Here is a 19,756-nt window from a genome sequence, read left to right on the forward strand (position 1 = left end):
TCAGAAGGTCAGCACGAACTCGAAGGTCTCGCGGGTGGAGGCCTGCCGCACGATGGGCGGCGCGTGCTCGAGCAAGAGCAGCGTGCCGGGCGATGCGATCTCGGCGGGGGTGAAGAGCCGCTGTCCCGGCGGCAGGCCCGCCTGAACCTGCGTGCCGACGAAGACGGCCTGCTCGCGGATGGTGCTGCCGGCCGCATCGCCAAAGTCGAACTTGGTGCGCAGAAAGAGATGCTGCGTGGGGGCTTGGCTCACCCGATAGCGCCCGGTGGCCAGCGCAATCTCCCCATTGGGGTCAGGCTCGACGAAATAGACCTCATCGACCGTGCGGCGGCAGACCTCATCGAGAAGCGCCGTGGCCGCGACGTTCTCGGTCGGGCGGCCATAGGCGATCTCCAGCCGCACGCTGGCCCCAGGCGCGATCTGGCCTGTGTCCAGCCGGGTGATGAGCCCCTGCTGGGCATCGGCCGCGTAGTCTTGGTCGGCGGCGTAGGTGGTTTGCCCGTTGGCAGACTTGACCGCGATCTGGGCAATGGGCGCATGCGGCAGCGCGATGCGCCCCTGCGCATCGAACGCCGCCGTGATCTGGGCGGTGGAGTCCCACCAGGGCTGCCCGCGCCCCAGGGCCAGGTGCAGGACTTCGTTCTTGACAGAGGCCGCCAGCGCCGCGCGGCCGGAGTGGGTGAGAATGGCCATCGGTTACTCCGTGGTGGTGGTGTGTTGCGACTGCAGGCATTCCCTTGCCTGCCTCCAGGATTTGGCCTGCCAGCGGCCCGCCCAGCGCTGGCCGCGCCAGTGGGCCGATCGCGCGTGGCAGCCGGCTCTGGCCTCGCTCATCGCAGGCAGGCTGATCGAGGCGCTGCGCGGGCGGATGACTTCCACGCCAGAGGCCGCCTCGCCCAGCGTCCCAAGCGGATGGGCCAGGCCATGCCAGCGGCCCGCGCCCAAGGCCCAGCCGCCCGGCCACATCCAGCCCGCGCCGGCGGCGCGATGGGCCTGGCGCGAAAGCTGCCAGCCGCTGGGCAATTCATCCGAGAGCGCCATGTCCGACAGGCGCAGATGCCGGTCGGCGCGCGCGGCCTGCGAGACGAGCCGCTTCTCAGAGCGGCCCAGGATGACCTGCGGCATCGCCAGCGCCGCCTGAACGCTGCGCTCCAGCCGCTCGGTGATCTCGACCCAACGCCCCGCGCCGATGCCCTCGGAGATCGCATCGCCTAAGCGCATCGGCGCATCGGCCGCTTGCCAGGCCCGCGCGGGCAGGCAGGCGTTGGTCTCGCCCAGCGGCCACTGCTCGGAGAGCGCGACCTGCGCTTTGCAATACGTGCGCTCGGGCCGCTGCTGCGCCCGCCCCAGGAGGCCAAGCGCTTGCGCGCGCTCATGCGCGCGCGCATGCTCGATCCTCGGGTTGGGCGCAGGCCGGCAGCCCAAGGCCATCTCATCCAAAAGGCAGCGGTCCGCATAGCGCGCAAAGCGCCCATGCGCGGCATCGCGCAAGAGGCCGCTGGCGGCCAGCGCCCAGAGGGTCTGCCCCGCGTCGTGACGGCGGCCGAAAGACACGCGCGTAGCGCCATCGCGCCAGAAGGTGCCGCTGTAGTCCGACAAGAGCGCCTCGTCCAGGGCGCTTTGGCCCAGGATCAGGCGTCGCCGGTCGTGGCCGTGGTAGAGGCGCGCAAGACGCGAGCGGGCCGGCGCGGAGAGCCTGGCCACCGCGATGAAGCGGCCGATCTCCTCCCACTCTAGCCACCTGCCCGGGTCGATCTGGAACTCGGCCCAGTGCGCGCCGCCTGGGGCTTCCTGCTCGACGAAGACGGCCTCTGCGCCGATCCAGGACAGCGCCACCGCCAGCGAGCGCGGCGTGCCTCTTAAGCGCTGCCACAGCACCCCTTCGCGGATCGCAAGCCTGGGCTCGGGCAGGTAGGGCAAGAGCTCCTCCAGCGCATACTCCCACACCAAAGAGGGCAGCGCCGAATCGGGCGGCTCGGCCTTGAAGCGGCGGATCGCCTCAGCGCCAGCCTCCAGATGCGCGATGTCGATCGCCTCTGAGAGCGCGATCTCCAGCGCCGTGGCGTTGGCAGGCAGCAGGTGATTACTCATCGACCCCTCCATCGATGAGCTCGACTTCTTCGAGCCGCACGGCCTCGTGCGCCGCGCAGCGCGCGTCCTCGGCAGGAGCGATGAGCTCGACGCGGTGGATGCCGGGCTGGTGCAGCTGCGCCATCAGCCACGAGCGCGTCGCGTCCCACCCTAAGCGCGCGCGCTGGCGGATGGTTGCCCGCAGCTGCTCTGCGATGGCCCCGATGGCCTGCGGCAGCGTGCCCGGCAGCCGCCACAGCGTGGCGCGCACCGTCACGCGCTTGATCTGCGCATCGACCACCTCCACCGTGTCTGTGAGCACCCGCACGTCCTCGCGCGCCAGCTGCGCGCTGACGGCCTCCAGGACAGCCTGCGCATCCGCGCCCTCACGGACCAGCACCGCAACGCGCACCAGCCCCGGCATCGGCGAGACCACCCCCACGTCCTGCACGCCGGGGCTGGCTGAGAGCGCCCAGTAGCGGTAGTGCGCAGCTCCCCCGGCGTTGGCAAAGCCCTGGATGCGGGCTCTGCAGCGCTGGCGCAGCGCCTCATCCTGCTCCTCAGGCAATCGCTCCACGCCGTAGAAGGCCGCCAGGTGATCGAGGTCGGCCCCAGCGGCAAAGGCCAAGAGCTGGCTTTTGGCCGCCTCGTTGATGCGCTGGCGCAGGATCATCTCGCGGTAAGCGGCCACCTCCAGCAGCTTGATGGCCGGGTCGGACTCCACCAGCGCCGAGTACTCGGGGTAGCGCTGGCGAAACGCCGCCACCAGCGCAGCCAGGATCGGCTCGTAGCCAAGCGGCTCGATGACGGCCGGCTCAGGCAAATCCTGCAGGCTCACAGCGTGACCTCCAGTTTGACCTGCGCGCCCTCGGGCCGGTAGAGCCCTTCGAGCAAAAGCGCGATGCGCCCTGCGCTGGCCGAGATCACGCGCACGCGCTCAAGCTTGAGCCTTGGCTCCCAGGCATCCAGGGCTTCGGCTGCCGCCGCGTAGAGGTCTGCGGCCAGCGCCGGCGTGATTGGGCGGTCCACGAGCTCGGGCACGCGGCTGCCGTAGCCGCGGCGCATCACGCGCTCTCCGATGCGGGTGGTCAGGATGTCGCGGATCGACTGCTTCAAGTGCTCAAGCCCGGCCAGGCTCTGGCCGGTGGCTGAGTTCATGCCTTGCATGAGGATCACCCCGCAAAGACATCGGGCGAGCCCGCGGCCACCGTCGAGCCGCAGGCCACTGGGTCGCCCACGCGCCCGATGGGCTGGCCTTCTGCGAAGACCGTCGAGCTGCCTTGGGCCAGCACGCTTGCATGGCAGGACGGCCCGCAGCAGTGGACAGCCCAGGCATCGCCTGCCCGGTGCGCCGCGCGGCCATTGACAAAGACGCTTGAGGCCCCAGACACGCTGGGCCGCGGCGGAAAGCACCCGTGCCCGCTGCATCGATCGCCAAGACGCGTGATGGCTGGCATGGCGTCCTTCTCAGTTCAGATCGATGCGCGGCGAGCTCAGCCGCGCGCCCTCATCCGTGAGCTCAAGCCGCGTGCGGCCGATCTCAAGCACAATCTGGCCGCCTGGCGGCACCGACAAGCGCCAGCGGTGCTGCGCGCGGTCGTATTCCATGACCGCGCCGTCTTGCCACAGGGCGCGCGTGATGTCGGCGCTGGCCGCCGGCGGCGGATAGGCCTGCCGGTAGATCGAGCCCACCACCACGCCCTGCTCCAGGTCGCCCCCAGGCGCGATCACGAGCACCTGCTCGCCGGGCTCCGGCGCATGCCAGGCGCGATCCGGCCCGGCCTTGGGCGCAAGCCAGGGCAGCCAGCCGGTGGTCATGGGGCCGGCCTTGACCTTGACGCGCGCGCGCGGGGCATCCAGCGCCACGACCTGCCCCAGCACGGCCAGGTTCTCCAGGCCGCGCTCGGCCTCGGCCATGTCCTGGTAGAGGTTGCGGTCCTTAAGCATCGATGGGCTGGTAGCGGTCTTCAAACGCGCGCCCGATCTCGGGCGCGATCGAATAGAGCACAAGGCTTGGGCGGCTGCCAGGCGAGGGCGGCTGCCAGAGCGTCCAGTAGGCGACCTCCACCACAATCCGGCAGGCCAGCAGCGGCGTCTCTCCCTCGCCGTCCTGCTCGATCTCGGCGCGCAGGATGCGCAGGCCTTCTGCGCGATGCGACAGCGTCTCATCGGCCTCCAGCGCCGCCTCGATCTGCGCGCACAGGGCGTCGGCCTCCTCGTGCGCTGCTTCGCCGGCGGCGACGATCTCGATGGCCAGCGTCAGGATGCGCCGCCTTGCGCCCGGGTCGGCCTGATAGGCGTCATCGAGCCGCTCCTCGCGCGCGTAGATCAGAATCGCCGGCAGCCGGCCTCGGGCCAGCGGCACGGCCCGGTGCACGTGGATGCGGTTGGCAAGCTCAGGCAGCGCTGCGGCGATCACATCACGCACGGCAGCGCGAATCTGCTGGCGCGGGTGCATCTAGCGCGCTCCCTTGCGCCAATCCCAAGGCGCAACCGGCCCGGGATCGGCCCACAGCCCCAGGCCCCGGCGACGCGCCGCCTCCTGCAGGCTGTAGAGCGACCGATTCGCGGCGTAGCGGCCAAAGACCCAGGCGTAGCCGTCGCAGACCATCGCCGCCGACACGTCCTGCCCATCGGCCTGCAAGGCGCAGATCGCGCGCCCGTAGCGATCCACGTCGGAACAATCAGCGATCACGCGACGGCCAAGGATCATCCCCGCCAGCGCGTCGCGCGCCTTGAGCCCATAGGGCTGGCCAAGCTCCGGCGCGTCAATCTGCGCCAGGCGCACTCTGAGCTCGCCTTGCGGCGCACGCAGCGTCACGGTGTCGCCATCGATGACGCGCATCACCTCGCCTGTGACCATCTCGGCCTGCGCGACGGCGCAGGCCAAGCCAAGCAGCAGCGCAAGCCAGCGCATCACGCCTCCTGCAAGATGAGCTTGACCATGCCCAAGCCATCGGGCCGGACATCGACGATGCGGTAGCGCCGCCCCGCCACCTCGGCCTCATCGCCCTCGGCGGGCTGCACGGGCAGGGAAGAGGCCAGCACCGACAGCACCGGCCGCGTGGTGGACACTGGCGCATCGCCCATGATCTCCACCAGCTCGTGCGCCGCCACGAAGATGGCGCGCAGATCGAAGGCTTGCCCATCGATGGTCAGGCGCGCCGGCTGGCCAAAGGCCGCCAGCGCCGCGCGCTGCGCATGAGCAGCCAGGCGAGCCATCAGTTGGACGAGAACAGACGCACCGTAAGCGCCGGGCGCTTCACAATCGGCAGCGGATTGCTCTCGGTCAGGATGTCGATGCCGCGGCCGTCGGCGCGAGGCACCTGCCGCGCGTAGAGCTCCTCGCCCAGCGTGTTGACCGTCTCAAGGAGATTTGCGGGCGCGAAGTAGGTCGCGAAGGTGTTGGAGGTGCCCAGCGGGAAGGCGATGCCTTCGCCCTGCGCGATGAAGCGGTCGGTCTGGCCATTGGCCAGCGTGGCCGCCCCGGCATACTCCTCGAAGACGATCGGACCGAAACGAAAGCCGCGGCGCACGTCGTCGCGCAGGGGGTTGGTGGCGGCGTAGAAGGCATAAGCCTCCTTGACCGACTTGTGCGCAATCAGCCGGTCGAAGAATTCGGGGGAGACCAGCGCATAGATGCCGCTCATCGTCTCGCCCGAGAGGTGCTCCTCGATGTGGCGCGCGACCTGGATGGCGGCCTTCATGACATCGCCGCTCGCGTCGCCGAGCTTGAAGTCCACCGAAGCCTTGTCGATGCCAAACTCGGCGTGCCAGTCGTACAGCGTGTTGCCCGCGCCGTCCTTCAAGACGCCGGAGAGGGCTTTGGTGCGCATGTACTCCAAGGTCTGCGCATGCTTGGCGCGCATGCGGGCAAGCTTGCGGGTCAAGACCTGCGCCACAGGGTCGGCCTCCTGCTTGCCAAAGGCGCGGATGCCCTGCACCTCCTCGGGCAAGAGCACATCGTCGTGCGGAATGTGCGGCACGACGAAAGAGCGCAGCTTGCGGCTGTCGCGCCCGGCCACGGTCGCAGGCGCCCCCGGCGTCACCGCCGGCAAAAGACGCAGCTCGCCCTCCACGGATTCGAGGATGACGTTGCGATGCGCAATCGGCTCGGGCCGGAAGAGCCCCAGCTCGCCGATGCGGCCTTTGGGCGCGGGCAGGAGCTGGATCGCCTCGGTCATCTCGGCCAGGGTGAAGCCCTGGCCAACGAACGGGTTGACGACGACGGTCATGGGGAACCTCCTTGATCAAACGGTGGGCCGCGCCACGATGCCGTGGGCGGAAAGTTGCGCCAGCTTCTCGGCGCGCTCTGCCTCGGCATCCACCGACGCATCGAAGCTCAAGGCGGCGGCCGACACGATGGCCGGGCCGCGCGCGAGAATGAGCGCCGGGCGCGGCTGCGCAGAAGCCGCCACCTCCACGAGCAGCACCGCGCAGGCGATCTGCGCGCCATCCGAGCCCGTGGCGGTGGCAGGCTTGTACTGGCCGCTTGAGGCGATGCGGCCCAGCACCGTGCCCGCGGGCAGCGCATCGCCCGGCGCAAGCAGCACAGCCTCGCGGCAGTAGTCCTTGTCGTATTCGTGCTTCAAGAGGTCGCCAAGCGTGGGCGAAGCGGTCAGGGTCGGCATGGGTCAGGCTCCTTGGGCAAAGCGGCGCGCCGCTTCCACAAGCGAGGACTTGGGCGCGGCAGCCGCGGGTTGGACGGAGACGATGTCGTGGCTTGCGTCACGCCGGGCGGCTTCCGCCAGCGCGCGGCGAGCCAGCGCCTCAGGGCTCAAGCCCTCGCGCAGGGCGGCGGCGGCATCGATGGCCACGCCCAGCGCGCGCGCTTGCTCGGCGATTTCAAGAAGCGCGGCGGCGCGCTCGGCCATCTGCCGCTCAAGCTCGGCGGCATCGAGGGCTGCCCCAGCCGCAGCCGGGGCGGTCACGGGAGTTTGCATATGACCTCCTGGAAAGATTCGGCCTTTGGCCGGGGTTGACAAAACCTCAAGACGGCCTGAGAGCGCCGCGATGGCCTCGCGCAGGCCGCCGATCGCATCGGCCAGGCCCGCTTGGATGGCCGCCTGGCCGCGGTAGATGGCCGCTTGCTGCGCGCGCACGGCTTCAGGCCGCAGCCCGCGGCGCTTCGCGACCCAATCGACGAAGCGCTCGTAGAGCGCCTCCACATCGGCCTGGATCGCAGCGCGCGCCTCCTCCGACAATGGCCGGTGCGGGTTGCCGTCGAGCTTGCGCTCGCCGGCGTGGAGGAAGGTGTAGGCAATCCCCTCCTTGGCGTCCTTGGCCGACTGATCCGCATGCACGGCCACCACGCCGATGGAGCCCACTTCGGCGGTCTCGGTCACCCAGATCGCGTCGGCCGCCGCCGCCAGGGCGTAGGCTGCTGAGAGCGCCGCAGGCGTTGCCACCGCCCACAGGAACTTGCCGCTCTCAACAGAGAGCGCGCGCAGGCGCGCTGCCGTCTCAAAGACGCCGGCGGCTTCGCCCCCGGCGGAGTCGATCTCCAGCACCACCGCCCGCGCGCGCGGATCGGCAAAGAGCGCTTCGGCCTGCGTCTCGATCTCGAGGTAGCTCTGAAGCCCAGAGGCCGCGCCGAGATACGCCGATCGATGCACCAGCGTGCCCAGGATCGGCAGCACGGCAATGCCGTCCTCGGTGATGTGCGGCTCTGGCGCGGCAGCCGCCTCGGTTGCGGCCGGCAGGGGGCCAAGCCCCAGCAGGCGCGGGCCGATGGCCGCAAGGATCGTCTCGAGCTTGGGCCGCGCGATCAAAAGCGGCGCGCCGTACAGACGCGCCGCCAGGTGGGGTAGATCAGTCATGGGAATCCTCTTGCGGTTGCGCGGGCGGCGACACGCGCCCAAAGACAAGCCCCAGTTCCTCGGCCCTGCGCCGCTCCTGGGCGATCTCGGCATCAAGCGCCTCGGCGTCATAGCCGCGCTCGGCGATCGACTGCGTGCGGCTCTTCAAGCCCGCCTCGATCGCGGCGATCTCGGCCTGGATGTCTTTCAGCGGATCGACCCACTCCCAGCGCGGGGTGAGCCATTCCACCGCCTCATACTCGCGGCGGCGGGCGCGGAAATTCGGCAGCTCAAGCGCCCCCGAGAGGGCGGCTGCTGCGATCCAGCGCCGCCACACCGGGCGGCAGAGCTGATAGACCAACACCGAATACTGGAAGGCTTCGATGCGGCGGCGAAACTCGATGAGCGCGGCGCGGGTGTTGGAGTAGTTGGCTTTCACCATATCGCCGCTCAAGGCCGCGTAGGGCAGGCCTAAGGCAGCCGCGACCTGAAGCAGCGTGCGATACTGAAACGCCTCGTAGTTGCCTCCGACATCGGCCGGCTGGCTGAAGGTGATGTCTTCGCCTTCGCCCAGGATCTGCAGCTGCCCCGGCTCCAAGGGCATCAAGCCATCGCCTTGCTCGTCGCGCTCCAGGCGGCTGTCGAAGTCGGCGGCTGGCCGGCGCACAAAGCCCGCAAACATCGCCGCCACCTTCTTGCGATCGAGCTCCGCATCGTCGTACTGGTCCAGAAGAAAGAGCTTGACCAGCGCCGGCGCAAAGCGCGACACGCCCCGCAGCTGCCCGGCATCGACCGGATCGACGACGTGGATGACGTCCTCAGCCGGCACGCGGGTGGTCTCGCCCGCCAGTCCCGGCTCGGTCACATCCCCCGGGTGGCGGCGCAGGAAGTGGTAAGCCACGCGCCGGCCGATGCGGTCGAACTCGATGCCCTGGCGCAGGATGTTGCCGTTGGGAAGCTGGCGATTGTCCATCGGCAGCATCTCGGCGGGCAGCAACTGCAGCTGCAGCGGCACCGCAAGGCCATCTTCGGGGTAGCGGCTGCGGATGCGGATGAAGACCTCGCCGGCGATGAAGAGCTCGCGCGCGGCGCGCCGCTGCAGCCCGTACAAGTCGGTGAGCCACTCGCTGTCGGCTTCATCGACCCAGCGCCGCCAGAGCTGATGCACTTGCGCTTTCAGCGCGGCGTCGGCGATCTGGCTTGAAGGCTTCAGCCCTGAGCCCACCGCGTTGCCGGCGAAGCACTCCACGGCGTTGGCCGCATACCCGTTGTTGCGGATCAGATACCGCGCGCGGGCCGTCATGTCAGCGCCTGCGGCCTGGATCAGCGTATTGACGTGCGCGCGGCTGGCGACAAAGCCTTTCAGGCGGCGGGCAGACAAGCCGCCCTCAAAGCCGCCGATCAGCATGCCAAGGCGGCGGCGAAATCCCGTCCAGTCCATCACAGCCCCTTCGAGCACCAGGCCAGCAGCCGGCGCGAGCGGGCTCGACCCTCAGCGGCGGCGATGTCGCGGTTGAGGGCCTCAAGCGCCGCGCGCAGCTCGGCCTCGGACTTGTAGGTCACCCACTGCTCGCCGGCCTTGACGGTCAGCACCCCTGAGTAGCGCGCCGCCACGAGCTCATCGCGCAGGCGCTTCAGTTCCGAAAGCTCCATGTCCTCACAGATACGTCGACTTGATCGCCCGCCGCCGGCTGGCCTGCGGCGCAGCCGCCGGGCTCACCACGGGCTTGTCCGTCTTGGCCACAGGCTCCTTGGGGATCGCATCAGCCCGCTCATTAAGCCGCAGCCCCATCGCGATCAAGGCGTGCAGCGCGGCGTAGGCGTACACGCGGCAGTCCAGCGCTTCGTTCCGGCGCCCGGCGTCCTTGACCCACTCGCGCTTGGGGTGCCCCTTGACGTAGCGGGTGACGCAATGCTCGGCGGTGAGCTGCTCGAACCACGCCAGATCGCGCGAGCGCGGGAAATGCATCGCCCCAGGGCCAGGCGGGGCCTTGGGCAGGCGCGCGTAGATCGTCTCCTTGGCCGCATCGACCCCCACCGTGAAGAGGTGGATGCGCCCCTTGTTGGCCTTGCCGGGGCGGCGCGGCCAGATGGGTCGGGGGCCGGCTGCGCCCTTGATGGCGAAGATGCGGCGGCGCTCCTTGCCACGGCAGTAGTCGTAGGCGGCCAGCGTGTGGTGCCCCCCGGTGTCGATGCAGGCCGCCTCCACGAAGAGCCCCTGCGGCAGCGTGGCGTGCGGGTAGCGCCGGGCGAGATACTCATCCAGATCGGCCCAGACCTTGGGCGCAGAAGGATCGCCCCAGATCACCCGGTAGTCCAGGCTCCAGCTCTCCTCATCGCGCCCCCAGCCCACAAGCTCCACTTCCAGCCGGTCGGTCTGCACGTCCACCCCGGCGGTCAGGATCGCCACCTCCCGCGGGATCGGCTCAAGCCCAAAGTCCTCGCGCCGGCTCATGAGCCCTGCCGGGTCGAGGCTTTCGCCCAGCCGGTCTTCCCAGGTTTCGGCAAGCTTGGTGTTGACCCAGACCTTAAGCCGGGCCGGATCGTCCTTGGCCGCCACAAAGTCGCGCGCGATCTCGCCCCAAGCCAGCCACGGGCTGTAGAGGCTGGAGAGGTGAAAGCCCGCCGTCCTGCCATCGCCAGAAGCGGTCGCGCGCCAGCGGCCGGCCGCCAAAAGGGCGGGCTTTCTCCACTCGGAGTGATGCGTCTCGCAGTAGGGGCAGCGCCAGGCCGCTTCCTCAGGTCTGCCTTCGGGCCAGACGATGTCGCGCCAGGCAAGGGCCAAGTAGCGCCCGCAGCCGTCGCAGGGCACCTCAAAGACCCGCCGGTCGGACTCCAGGTACGCGCGCTCGATGCGCGAGAGCCCCTTGAGGGTGGGCGTGGAGCACAGGTAGATCTTCCTGCGCCGGAAGGTCACCGTGCGCTGCATTGCGAGTTCCACCGGATCGCCTTCGCCTTGCACGTCGCCGGGATAGGCATCGACCTCATCGAGCATGAGGTAGCGCACCGGCATCGAGCGCAGGCCCACGGCGGAATTGGCCCCGGTCAGGATCAAGACCCCGCCCGGGAACTCCTTCATCAAGAGCGTGTTGCCCGAATCGCGGCTTCTCGGGTCTTTGACGCGCTCGGCCAGCTCGGGCGTCGCTTCAATGAGCGCGTCAAGCCGCTGGCGGCTTACGCGCTTGGTGGTCTCAAGAGATGGCTCCACCAGCAGCATCGGCCCGGGCGCGTGATGGATGACAAAGCCCACCCAGTTGAGCCCGCACTCGGTCTTGCCGACTTGGGCGCCGGCCATCAGCACCACGCGCTCGATGGGGCTAGAGGGCGAGAGCGCCTCCATCACTTCGCGCAGGTAAGGGGTTCTGGCCGTCGACCAGCGCCCCGGCTCGGCGGAGGCCATCGAGGACAGGATGCGGTGGCGGTCGGCCCAGGAGGCCACCGACAGCGGCGGATCGGGCGCAAGCGCCCGCTTCCACGCCGCGCGCGCAAGGCTTGATCCGTCCAAAGGCAATTCCTAACGCAACCGGCCAGATTCGCTCGAAAAATTCAACGCCAAAGCGCTTGGCTTCTCCCGATCGTTATGCCGTCATGCGATCCACACGATTGATCAACCACCACGCAAGGAGAAGCCAAATGGACGCCAAACACGCCGCAAACATCGAAGAAGAACTCGGCAACAAGCTCGCCGAGGCCGCGCTGACCATCCTGGTCAGAACCTGCCGCCAGGAAATCCGCGCCTGCGATGACGCCCAGCTCGAAGCGATCTGCCAGGCAATGCGCGCCGCCGCAAGAGCAGAGCTGGAAAGGTTCTTTGATGACGCAAGAGCCGCGCCCTGGATCGCCACCGCCGCGTTTCAGTCCGCCGCGCTGGGCATCGCCAATGCCGGCATCGCGGTGTTGCGCAAGGCCTGACGAGAAACGCGAAGCCAAGCAAAAAGCGCTTGGCTTCTCACGCGAACAGCGCGTTCATCACCTCACCCAATCACCACGCACCAAGGAGCAGACCATGACCCTGCGCATCCGCCAACCCCAGGTCACCGACACCAACGGCAACGCCCTCGGCACCCGCCTGATCCGCGTCGAGTTCAACGATCAAGGCCCAGCGACCGTGATGTACGACGGACAGCGTTACGACTTCACCGGCAAGACCGGCACCAACCTCAAAACCGGCTTGGCGGTGCGCGAGATGGCCACCGTGCGCGATGCGCGCCTGTGGATCAGCCTCGATTGCGAGCACCTGTGGGAAGACTGACTCGCGCCGATCCATCCAACGACCAGGAGAAACACCATGTCTGCACAAACCACCCCAATCACCGAACGCCAACTCGATCTCATCACCCGCGCGCATTGCGACGCCGGTGGCCTGATCGAGCCGCTGCTCGACCTCAAGGGCGGCGCCAAGCTCAAGATGATCGCCAGCCTCGCGCAGCGGGGGTTGATCGAGCAGCAAGGCGGCCAGTGGCGCCTGACCTCGGCAGCCATCGCCATCATCAAGGGCGAGGCGCAGCCGGAAGATGTCCTGCCGCCGACGGTGGCCACCAGCGTTGCCACGCCGCCGCTGGCCAGCGATCCGGAACTGGAAGCAGCGGTCGCCGCCGCCGAAGCCAGCTGGCAGCAGGATCAACCAGACGCCGCACCGAAGCGTGGCCGCGAGCACAGCAAGCAGGCGCTGGTGATCGAGATGTTGAAACGCCCCGAGGGTGCCACCATCGCGCAGATCTGCGAAGCCACCGGCTGGCAGCCGCACTCCTTGCGATCCCTGCTCTGCCACGGCCTGCCCAAGCAGGGCTACCGCATCCTGGCCGAGAAGATGCCAGGCAGCCGCCAGAAACGCTACCGCCTGACCGCCTCAGAGCCCATCGCCCGCGACCCCAAGGAGGCCGCCCATGACTGAAACCGCCGCCCAGCTGCTGCCCGACCTCATCAACGCCGCGCTCGAATGCATCGATGAGAGGGTCGAGACCGTCACGCGCAACAAGCATGGCCTCTATACCGAGGAGGATGCCGAAAGCATCCAGCGGGAGCGCCAGATCATCGAGCGCCAGATCGAGCAGCTTGGCCGCCTGCTTCAAGCCGCGCAGGCCATCGCCAGCATGCGCGCGCCCAGCGTCGAGCAGATCCTGCGCCGCCGCGGCTTTGGCTTTGAAGCCGATCGCATCGCCAATCTGGTGCGCATCGTCGATGCTCTGGACAAGGAGCGCCAGCCATGAAGTGCCGATCCGGCCTGCACGAATGGCTCGACCCAGCAAGCGCCCAACGCTGCTGCGACCCTGGCTGGAGGCGAGAGCTGCGCTACGGCTTTAACCGGCTGCCCGGCGACGCCGACGATGGCGCTGTGCCCATCCGGGGCACCGGCTGGCGCTGGGTGTGGCACCGGCTGGCGGCCGATGAGCCGCAGGATGTATCCCCCAATGCGGCCTAACGCGGCTGGCATCGCCGATGAGACCAGCGGCGACTTGCTGCTGGAGTCCTGACGTCTGCTCGGCGAGTGAGCGCGCCACTGCAGGCTTCAGGCCCCGCCCGCCGCCACCCGGCGGGCTTTCTCTCCTGCCCATTCTTCCCAGCGCCGCACGATCACGTCGCAATACTTGGGCTCCAGCTCAATGAGCCGCGCGCGCCGTCCCGTCTTCTCCGCCGCGATCAAGGTCGTGCCCGAGCCGCCAAAGGGGTCGAGCACGATGTCGCCCGGCCGGCTGGAATTGCGCATCGCTCGCTCCACGAGCTCCACCGGCTTCATCGTCGGGTGCAGGTCGTTGGCGCGCGGGCGCTTGATCGGCCACACATCGCCCTGGTCGCGGTCGCCGCACCAGTGGCGGGCAGCCCCCTTGGGCCAGCCATAGAGGATCGGCTCATACTGGCGCTGGTAGTCCGATCTCCCCAAGGTGAACGTGTCCTTGGCCCAGATGATGAAGGTCGACCAGTGCCCGCCCAGTTCATCGAAGACTTGCCGCAGCGTGTGGATTTCGCTGGAGCTCATCGCGATGTAGCACGCGCCATCCAGATGCGCCATCATGAGCGCCAGCGCCTCGCGCAGGAAGGGCGCAAAGCCTTCGCCCAAGTCGTCGTTGGCGATCGGCCGGCGCTTCAAGCCCTGATGATCGTCCGCGGCGTAGGCGACGTTGTAGGGCGGGTCGGTGAAGACGAGCGCCGCCTTCTCATCCCCCATCAAGGCCTGGTAGCTCTCAGCCCGCGTGGCATCGCCGCACACGAGCCGGTGCTCGCCCAGGATCCAAACATCGCCCGGCTGGGTGACGGGCTCTTCGGGCGCTTCAGGCACCGCGTCATCATCGGTCTGGCCTTGCCGATTCGGCTCTTCTTCGCCCAGGAGATCGGCCAGGGCCTGCTCGTCAAAGCCGATGAGGTCAAGGTCGAAGCCTTCTGCCTGCAGCTCGTCGAGCTCGATCTTGAGCAGTTCGCCGTCCCACCCCGCCATCTCGGCCAGGCGGTTGTCCGCCAGCACGAGCGCCCGCCGCTGCGTGGGGGTGAGATGGTCGAGCACCACCACCGGCACCTGCTGCAGGCCAAGCTTCCTTGCGGCAGCAAGCCGCCCGTGCCCGCCACGATCACGCCATCGGAGCCGGCCAGGATCGGGTTGGTGAAGCCGAATTCCGCAATCGAGGCGGCGATGGCTGCGATCTGTTCCTGCGAGTGCGTGCGGGCGTTCCTGGCGTAGGGAATGAGGCGCTCGATGGGCCAGTGCTCGATTCGCTCGGCGAGCCAGTTCATGCCGCGTTTCTCCCCCACGGCTTATACGGCGCAGCATCGCCGAGCTTGGCCATACGGTCGTTGAAGACGTCCGACATACGCTTCTTCGAGTCGCCATAGCTTGCCGCCACGACGCCCTCGGGCTCCCGCTCGGCCTTGACCTCCTCCCACGTCTGACCAGTCGCCTCCAGCACCGGCATCTGCTCCGGGTGGGTCTTGAGCCAGCGGATCACGGCCACATCGACGTATTCCGGGGCGAGTTCCGAGGCGCGCACGCGGCGGCCGCAGGCCTCGCCCGCGAGGATCGTGGTGCCGGAGCCAGAAAACGGCTCGAAGACGATCTCGCCAGGGTTGCTGTAGGCCTCCATGACGAACGTCGGCAGACCGATCGGGAACACCGCCGGGTGGTCGATCTCACGTTCGGGGTCGATCGGCCCGCGCTGACGCGTCACCGTGATCACCGAATCCGGAATGCGGTAATCCTGGATCGGTCGGTCGGCGTGCGTCCAGTCGTTGGGCCTGCCGTTTTTGTCCCGCAGGCCGCCGCCGCCATTGATCGCGGACAGGTGCGAATAGGTGCCCGCCATCTTACACGGCACGATCTTGTTGGGCTTTCTGGCCTCGCGGTTGAAGTGGAAGATGAATTCATGCCGTGGGGCAAGTCTTCCCGCCCAGTCGCCCGGCACCGTCACCCCCTGATCCCACACATACCAGCCAAAGAAGCGCCAGCCTTGCCGCGGCATCCACTTCAGCCACTCATCCCAGTAAGGAATCACCGAGCCGTCGCGGTGCACCAGGCCCAGGTTGACGAGCATCTGCCCATCCTCGCGCATGGCGGCCATCGCCGCGGCAAACACCCCGCGCATGATCGCATCCCAGTCCTCGATGCCGCCCGTGGTGTAGTTCCTCTGGTTGGCATAAGGGGGGCTCGTGAAGAGCAAGTGGGCCTTCTCGCCGGCCATCAGCCGGGCAATCGCCTCGACGTCGGATGAGTCGGCGCAGATCAGGCGATGCCGCCCCAGCCGCCAGATGTCGCCGGGGCGGCTCGTGACGATCCTGGGAGGAGAGACTTCCTCATCGAGGTCGGCTTCATCCGCGCCCTCTTCGCTAGCCTCTTCCTCTTCCCCCTCTTCTTCGTCGAACTCGGCCAGATACCGCTCGATCTCGTCCTCGGCAAAGCCAGTGAGCTCCAGCTCGAAGCCCGCATCCCGCAGCTCGGCCAGTTCCACGGCCAGCATCGCCTCATCCCAGCCAGCATCCAGCGCCAGGCGGTTGTCCGCCAGGATGTAGGCGCGCTTTTGCGCAGGCGAAAGATGCGCCAGCTCAATGACCGGCACTTGCGCCAAGCCAAGCTTTCTTGCCGCGGCCAAGCGCCCGTGGCCGGCGATGATGCCGTTCTCACCATCGACAAGGATCGGGTTGGTAAAGCCAAACTCCGCAATCGAGGCGGCGATCCTGTCGATCTGTTCCGGCGAGTGCGTGCGGGCGTTTCTGGCGTAAGGGATCAACGCCTCCACGGGGCGCAGCTCGATTCGGTCGGCAAGCTTTGGGCTGATCATGCGCTTCTCAAAGACCCGCCCTGCGGCAAAAAGAACGCCAGCCGGCGCGAAGACCGGCTGGCTAACGCACGCAAGGAGGGAGCACAAAAGGGTCAAAGGTCCTGCACGAACTCCGACAGCAGCTCGCGCAGCTCGGTCTCAAGCATCGTCTCCACCGCCACCACGTCCGGATCGTCGGCGATGAGCGCCACCAGCTGCGGCGCAAGCTTGGCGGGCAGCTGCAGCAGCCGGTCGCGCAAGGCGCGCGCGATGCGAAACTGCTCGATCCTGGCCTCATCGGCCGACACCAGCTTGCCCGCGCGCTCCTCGAACTCCAGCTTGGCCAGCCGCGCGGCGTAGGCCTCGCGGATGGCGCGGCTTTTGCTGTAGTCGGGGATGGCGCTTGATGGCTCAGGCGCAGCCGCCTCGGCCTTGGGCAGGCTGCGCGCCTGCGCGCGCGGCTGCCAGCCGGCGTTTCTCGCCGGATCGATGCTGCCGTCGGGCTCCTGCGCGATCTCGCCGCGCGAGATCGCTTTGCGGATGGCTTCGTGCGACACGCCAAGACTGGCTGCGAATTCGCGTATCGAGACGCCCATGCTGTCTGTAACTGGCAACTGGCAACTGGCAACTTTTTTTTCGGCTGACGGTAGCGAAACGCGGCGGGCCGCGCCGCCCCGCGCTCAAAAGTCCCAGGAAGGAACCATCAATGCCGTTTGCGCGCGATCGGAGAGCCGTGGAGCGGTTTTCGTGCGAGGGGTAATGGGGGGGGATATTGGAGACACCCAAAAATCGCGCAAAGGGCGTTTGAGGCGCCCAGGATGTGGTTGCCGGAAAATCGATTGTATGATATTATCGATGATATGATTATGCGTGTCGTGCTCGACACAAACGTGCTTGTGGCCGCCAGCCGCAGCCGTCGGGGGGCGTCTTTTGCGCTGATGGAGGCGGTGCGTCATCGTCGGCTAAAACCGCTGGCATCGGTGCCGTTGATGCTGGAGTACGAGGCCGTGCTCAAGCGCTGCGAGCACCTGGCGTCGTTTCGCGCCGTCTCCGTCGATGCCTTTTTGGACGCCCTTTCGTTGTTCGTTGAGCCCGTGCATCTGCATTACCTGTGGCGTCCTCAGCTGCGCGACCCAAGCGATGAGATGGTTTTGGAGACAGCGCTCAACGGACGCGCCGATGCGCTCGTCAGCCACAACCTTGCCGATTTTGCGGCAGCGGCCCAACGCTTTGCTTTGCCGGTCCTCACTCCTGGCCAGTTGGTCTTGTCTTTGAATCAGGAGCAATGAAATGGCCCAATTCGCGCTTCGTTTGCCCGACTCTTTGATGGCTTACGCCAAGAAGCTGGCAGAAGAAGAACACGTGTCGATGAACCAGCTGTTCTTGACAGCGATCGCCGAAAAAATCGCCTCGCTCAAAACGGAAGCCTATTTCCGGGAGCGGCAGCAACAAGGCCGCGAAGCCGCGTTCGATGCGTGGCTTGCCGCTGTCCCCAACGACGAGCCAATGCCGGGCGATGAGCTCGATGCGTCACACAACTAGGCGATGCGCCACGCCTGCCAAAAGCGCTCGGCCAGCCGCGTCTTGAGCCTATCAAGACTTTTTATCGACCCAGGCGCGTAAGATTGATAGGGCTTCGCGCACAAGATCAGACCAGACGCCACCATCTGCCGGCTCGGTCTTGTTTCCCTCAAGTCGACCGTCGGCGCGAAACACCGATTTCATCAGCATCCACATGAGCAAGGTGGGCGGCACGATCATCGCGGAGCCAAGCAGCAGGAGATGCCAATCCAGTGTCTTGTCAGGGTGCTGCCAGACCCAGCACATGACTGAATAAGCAAACGCTCCGAATCCGCCCAGCATCAACACGCATGCGGCAATGGCCGCCCAGAAGAGCCAGCGTCGCTGCTCATAGCGCTGGCGATAAAGGCGCTCCTGCACATCGAAGATGGGACGCTCGCACGACAGGTCAACCACGTCTTGCGACAGGTCGATGTGCTGGGGGTCGGTCATAGCCCAGAGAAAAGACCCAGGTTGTGCACGCGCCAGCGCATGGCCGCTTGCGAGACGTCAAACATCCTGGCGAGCGATTCGAGCGAATCGGCAAAGCCCTCTTGCATCACGAAGCGCAGCGCATCCGCTGGCATCAGGATCGCAGCGGCAAAAGCATTGGCCTCGCGCTCCGGGCCTGCGGCAGCCAGCGTGAAGGCTTGCGGCGCGTCGCGGAACAGGCGCTGGCCATGCCCCAGGTGCCCCAGCGCCCAGTGCCCCAGCTCATGGGCCACGGTGAAGCGCTGCCGCACACGCGCCTCAACGCAGTTGACGGTGATGCGCGGCCGCTTTCCGACGAGCTCGATGCGGCCAGATTCCTCGATGGGGCCGCAGCATACCTCTAGCCCCATGCGCGAGGCGATGGCATGGACATCAACCGGCAATTTGCCATCCCAGTGGCTTGCCAGCACATGCGCCGCCCTGCGCTCGATCATGCGTATGCTCGCTGTAGGCCCTAAACAAGGGCCATGAGGATAACACGGGTTGGGCCGCGAGCGTCAACTCACCCCCGCCACGCCTGTCCGAAGCGCTCGGCCAGCCGCTCCTCGACCACCTGCGCCACCGTCTCGCGCATGCCCAGCCTCGCCTTCACCGGCTGCGCGCGCTTGAGCATCCACAACGGCTGCACGTCCCGCCCCTGGCGCTTGAGCACCATGCCTTTTCGGATGAAGACGCCGCGCTCTTTGAGCATCCGCCCAGGCCACAGGCGCTTGGGCACCACCTGGGAGCGGGCGATGTTGGCAATCGGCCCCAGGGGGATGGCGTTCTTGCCCACGCGCAGCCCGCCCACTTCCTGCCAGACCATGAACGCATCGCGGCTGCCGACTGCGGCCTTGAGGCCCTTGGCATCGGCGGGCCTGGCCTGGATGCCCTGGACGACCCACGGCCGGCGCAGCGTAAAGCGCTGGGGAAGCTCCTGCCTGACCGCATCGCGCGCATCCAGCGCCGTCTTGGTCAGCGCCCGCGCCAGCGCCTGCGGCAGGCGGCGGGAGACTTGCGCCGAGAGCGCCTTGGCGTCCAGCGTGGCGGTGAGGCGGATCATGCCGCCTTGCGTCTCGTCTGCCGCGCCTGCGGCTCGGGCTTGGCTTCGCTCTGGGCTTGCCCCAGCGCCACGGCCGAGCCCATCGCGATGAGCGCGCGCGCTGCCTCCTCGGGCAGCTCCAGGCGCAACCCAGCCGGCAGGTGGCGCTGCTCAAGCCAGACGGGACGATGAATCAGCACCTGCATGGCAGGCCTCCAAAGCAAAGCGCCCGCTCGGGCTTCAGCCCTGCGGGCGCAGTAAGGGATGGTACTGTCCAAAGCATACTTGCGTGAAACGCCCCTGTCAAGGCCTGTAGCCGTAGTGTGTCAAGGCAAAGTAGAAATGTCCGCCCTCTGAGCAAGTTAGAAATGTCCGGTTTGACGCCGAAGGTATGTCCTCATGGGCTGGCCCATGGGCCAGCCCATGAGGGCGGAGCGCTGAAGAGACGACGCCAGGGGTGCTCAGGGCCGGGACACCATGGCTGTTTGACTTGGCGCGCTTTGAGGATGTCATCCACCCGCGCATTGAGCGTCTTGTCATCGACGGCGCTGGGGGTGGCTGGAGCAGGATCG

The 19,756-nt window shown here is 67.6% G+C and carries 28 protein-coding genes and 1 pseudogene; 7 read left to right on the forward strand and 22 right to left on the reverse strand.

What is annotated here, in order from left to right; genetic code table 11:
• From Tchar_RS09590 to Tchar_RS09660, 15 genes are read right to left on the reverse strand one after another with little or no spacing between them, the layout of a single operon-like run.
• Positions 1-693: a hypothetical protein gene (locus tag Tchar_RS09590; RefSeq protein ID WP_132962073.1), complete on the reverse strand. Its 693-nt coding sequence runs from the start codon at positions 691-693 to the stop codon at positions 1-3.
• A gap of 3 nt (positions 694-696) precedes the next feature.
• Positions 697-2,091 carry a phage tail protein gene (locus Tchar_RS09595; RefSeq protein WP_161595496.1) on the reverse strand — a complete coding sequence of 465 codons (1,395 nt, stop codon included), beginning with the start codon at positions 2,089-2,091 and terminating at the stop codon, positions 697-699.
• Positions 2,084-2,908, reverse strand: a complete 825-nt coding sequence (locus tag Tchar_RS09600) for a baseplate assembly protein (protein ID WP_132962075.1) — start codon at positions 2,906-2,908, stop codon at positions 2,084-2,086. The genes Tchar_RS09595 and Tchar_RS09600 overlap by 8 nt, the downstream gene beginning before the upstream one ends.
• Positions 2,905-3,228 carry a GPW/gp25 family protein gene (locus Tchar_RS09605; protein WP_201739345.1) on the reverse strand — a complete coding sequence of 108 codons (324 nt, stop codon included), beginning with the start codon at positions 3,226-3,228 and terminating at the stop codon, positions 2,905-2,907. The genes Tchar_RS09600 and Tchar_RS09605 overlap by 4 nt, the downstream gene beginning before the upstream one ends.
• A gap of 14 nt (positions 3,229-3,242) precedes the next feature.
• Positions 3,243-3,527: a PAAR domain-containing protein gene (locus tag Tchar_RS09610; RefSeq protein ID WP_132962077.1), complete on the reverse strand. Its 285-nt coding sequence runs from the start codon at positions 3,525-3,527 to the stop codon at positions 3,243-3,245.
• A 10-nt stretch (positions 3,528-3,537) separates the two neighbouring features.
• Positions 3,538-4,017 carry a phage baseplate assembly protein V gene (locus tag Tchar_RS09615; protein WP_132962078.1) on the reverse strand — a complete coding sequence of 160 codons (480 nt, stop codon included), beginning with the start codon at positions 4,015-4,017 and terminating at the stop codon, positions 3,538-3,540.
• The gene (locus Tchar_RS09620; RefSeq protein ID WP_132962079.1) at positions 4,010-4,528 is read right to left on the reverse strand and encodes a hypothetical protein; all 519 of its coding nucleotides are present in this window, start codon (positions 4,526-4,528) and stop codon (positions 4,010-4,012) included. Before Tchar_RS09620 ends, Tchar_RS09615 begins: the two co-directional genes overlap by 8 nt.
• Positions 4,529-4,987 carry a thermonuclease family protein gene (locus tag Tchar_RS09625; protein ID WP_132962080.1) on the reverse strand — a complete coding sequence of 153 codons (459 nt, stop codon included), beginning with the start codon at positions 4,985-4,987 and terminating at the stop codon, positions 4,529-4,531.
• On the reverse strand, positions 4,987-5,292 hold the full coding sequence (locus Tchar_RS09630) for a head-tail joining protein (RefSeq protein WP_132962081.1): 306 nt from the start codon (positions 5,290-5,292) through the stop codon (positions 4,987-4,989). Before Tchar_RS09630 ends, Tchar_RS09625 begins: the two co-directional genes overlap by 1 nt.
• Positions 5,292-6,305 (reverse strand): major capsid protein, encoded by a 1,014-nt coding sequence (locus Tchar_RS09635; protein WP_144328833.1) that lies wholly within the window; start codon positions 6,303-6,305, stop codon positions 5,292-5,294. Before Tchar_RS09635 ends, Tchar_RS09630 begins: the two co-directional genes overlap by 1 nt.
• Positions 6,306-6,320: 15 nt before the next feature.
• The gene (locus Tchar_RS09640) at positions 6,321-6,701 is read right to left on the reverse strand and encodes a head decoration protein (RefSeq protein ID WP_132962083.1); all 381 of its coding nucleotides are present in this window, start codon (positions 6,699-6,701) and stop codon (positions 6,321-6,323) included.
• 3 nt (positions 6,702-6,704) lie between these two features.
• A complete protein-coding gene (locus Tchar_RS09645) occupies positions 6,705-7,889 on the reverse strand; it encodes a S49 family peptidase (RefSeq protein WP_132962084.1) in 1,185 nt (394 codons plus the stop codon).
• A complete protein-coding gene (locus Tchar_RS09650; protein ID WP_144328834.1) occupies positions 7,882-9,309 on the reverse strand; it encodes a phage portal protein in 1,428 nt (475 codons plus the stop codon). The genes Tchar_RS09645 and Tchar_RS09650 overlap by 8 nt, the downstream gene beginning before the upstream one ends.
• Positions 9,309-9,521, reverse strand: coding sequence for a phage head-tail joining protein (locus tag Tchar_RS09655; RefSeq protein WP_132962086.1), 213 nt, complete (start codon positions 9,519-9,521; stop codon positions 9,309-9,311). Before Tchar_RS09655 ends, Tchar_RS09650 begins: the two co-directional genes overlap by 1 nt.
• 4 nt (positions 9,522-9,525) lie before the next feature.
• Complete coding sequence (locus tag Tchar_RS09660; RefSeq protein WP_201739346.1) at positions 9,526-11,373, reverse strand: phage terminase large subunit family protein; 1,848 nt, start codon at positions 11,371-11,373, stop codon at positions 9,526-9,528.
• Between the two features lie 128 nt (positions 11,374-11,501).
• Between Tchar_RS09660 and Tchar_RS09665 the strand changes: the two genes are divergently transcribed.
• From Tchar_RS09665 to Tchar_RS09685, 5 genes are all read left to right on the forward strand, one after another.
• On the forward strand, positions 11,502-11,780 hold the full coding sequence (locus Tchar_RS09665; protein ID WP_132962087.1) for a hypothetical protein: 279 nt from the start codon (positions 11,502-11,504) through the stop codon (positions 11,778-11,780).
• Between the two features lie 94 nt (positions 11,781-11,874).
• The gene (locus Tchar_RS09670) at positions 11,875-12,120 is read left to right on the forward strand and encodes a hypothetical protein (protein WP_144328835.1); all 246 of its coding nucleotides are present in this window, start codon (positions 11,875-11,877) and stop codon (positions 12,118-12,120) included.
• 36 nt (positions 12,121-12,156) lie between these two features.
• Positions 12,157-12,762 (forward strand): DUF3489 domain-containing protein, encoded by a 606-nt coding sequence (locus tag Tchar_RS09675; RefSeq protein ID WP_132962089.1) that lies wholly within the window; start codon positions 12,157-12,159, stop codon positions 12,760-12,762.
• Entirely contained in the window at positions 12,755-13,078 is a 324-nt protein-coding gene (locus tag Tchar_RS09680) for a hypothetical protein (RefSeq protein ID WP_144328836.1), read from the forward strand. Before Tchar_RS09675 ends, Tchar_RS09680 begins: the two co-directional genes overlap by 8 nt.
• On the forward strand, positions 13,075-13,290 hold the full coding sequence (locus Tchar_RS09685; protein WP_132962091.1) for a hypothetical protein: 216 nt from the start codon (positions 13,075-13,077) through the stop codon (positions 13,288-13,290). The genes Tchar_RS09680 and Tchar_RS09685 overlap by 4 nt, the downstream gene beginning before the upstream one ends.
• A gap of 87 nt (positions 13,291-13,377) precedes the next feature.
• On the opposite strand, the pseudogene Tchar_RS09690 reads toward Tchar_RS09685, so the two are convergent.
• The 3 genes and pseudogenes from Tchar_RS09690 to Tchar_RS09700 all read right to left on the reverse strand — a co-directional run bounded on the left by Tchar_RS09690 (position 13,378) and on the right by Tchar_RS09700 (position 16,707).
• Positions 13,378-14,594, reverse strand: a pseudogene (locus tag Tchar_RS09690) (site-specific DNA-methyltransferase).
• Positions 14,591-16,132: a site-specific DNA-methyltransferase gene (locus Tchar_RS09695; protein WP_144328837.1), complete on the reverse strand. Its 1,542-nt coding sequence runs from the start codon at positions 16,130-16,132 to the stop codon at positions 14,591-14,593. The pseudogene Tchar_RS09690 and the gene Tchar_RS09695 overlap by 4 nt, the downstream one beginning before the upstream one ends.
• A gap of 92 nt (positions 16,133-16,224) precedes the next feature.
• The gene (locus Tchar_RS09700) at positions 16,225-16,707 is read right to left on the reverse strand and encodes a hypothetical protein (RefSeq protein ID WP_144328838.1); all 483 of its coding nucleotides are present in this window, start codon (positions 16,705-16,707) and stop codon (positions 16,225-16,227) included.
• Positions 16,708-16,929: 222 nt separating this feature from the next.
• Here Tchar_RS09700 and Tchar_RS09705 point away from each other — a divergent pair, with 222 nt between their 5' ends.
• Together Tchar_RS09705 and Tchar_RS09710 are read left to right on the forward strand one after the other, a co-directional pair.
• Positions 16,930-17,400 carry a putative toxin-antitoxin system toxin component, PIN family gene (locus Tchar_RS09705; RefSeq protein ID WP_144328839.1) on the forward strand — a complete coding sequence of 157 codons (471 nt, stop codon included), beginning with the start codon at positions 16,930-16,932 and terminating at the stop codon, positions 17,398-17,400.
• A gap of 1 nt (position 17,401) precedes the next feature.
• On the forward strand, positions 17,402-17,653 hold the full coding sequence (locus tag Tchar_RS09710; protein ID WP_144328840.1) for a hypothetical protein: 252 nt from the start codon (positions 17,402-17,404) through the stop codon (positions 17,651-17,653).
• 51 nt (positions 17,654-17,704) lie between these two features.
• Here the strand turns inward: Tchar_RS09710 and Tchar_RS09715 are convergent, their stop codons facing one another.
• The 4 genes from Tchar_RS09715 to Tchar_RS09730 all read right to left on the reverse strand — a co-directional run bounded on the left by Tchar_RS09715 (position 17,705) and on the right by Tchar_RS09730 (position 19,390).
• Positions 17,705-18,124: a hypothetical protein gene (locus Tchar_RS09715; RefSeq protein WP_144328841.1), complete on the reverse strand. Its 420-nt coding sequence runs from the start codon at positions 18,122-18,124 to the stop codon at positions 17,705-17,707.
• The gene (locus Tchar_RS09720; protein ID WP_144328842.1) at positions 18,121-18,597 is read right to left on the reverse strand and encodes an ImmA/IrrE family metallo-endopeptidase; all 477 of its coding nucleotides are present in this window, start codon (positions 18,595-18,597) and stop codon (positions 18,121-18,123) included. The genes Tchar_RS09715 and Tchar_RS09720 overlap by 4 nt, the downstream gene beginning before the upstream one ends.
• A gap of 68 nt (positions 18,598-18,665) precedes the next feature.
• Entirely contained in the window at positions 18,666-19,205 is a 540-nt protein-coding gene (locus tag Tchar_RS09725; RefSeq protein ID WP_144328843.1) for a hypothetical protein, read from the reverse strand.
• On the reverse strand, positions 19,202-19,390 hold the full coding sequence (locus Tchar_RS09730) for a hypothetical protein (protein ID WP_132962098.1): 189 nt from the start codon (positions 19,388-19,390) through the stop codon (positions 19,202-19,204). The genes Tchar_RS09725 and Tchar_RS09730 overlap by 4 nt, the downstream gene beginning before the upstream one ends.
• Between the last annotated feature and the right edge of the window lie 366 nt (positions 19,391-19,756).

It is taken from the genome of Tepidimonas charontis (genome assembly GCF_007556685.1).
In the GTDB taxonomy this organism is placed as follows: domain Bacteria; phylum Pseudomonadota; class Gammaproteobacteria; order Burkholderiales; family Burkholderiaceae_C; genus Tepidimonas; species Tepidimonas charontis.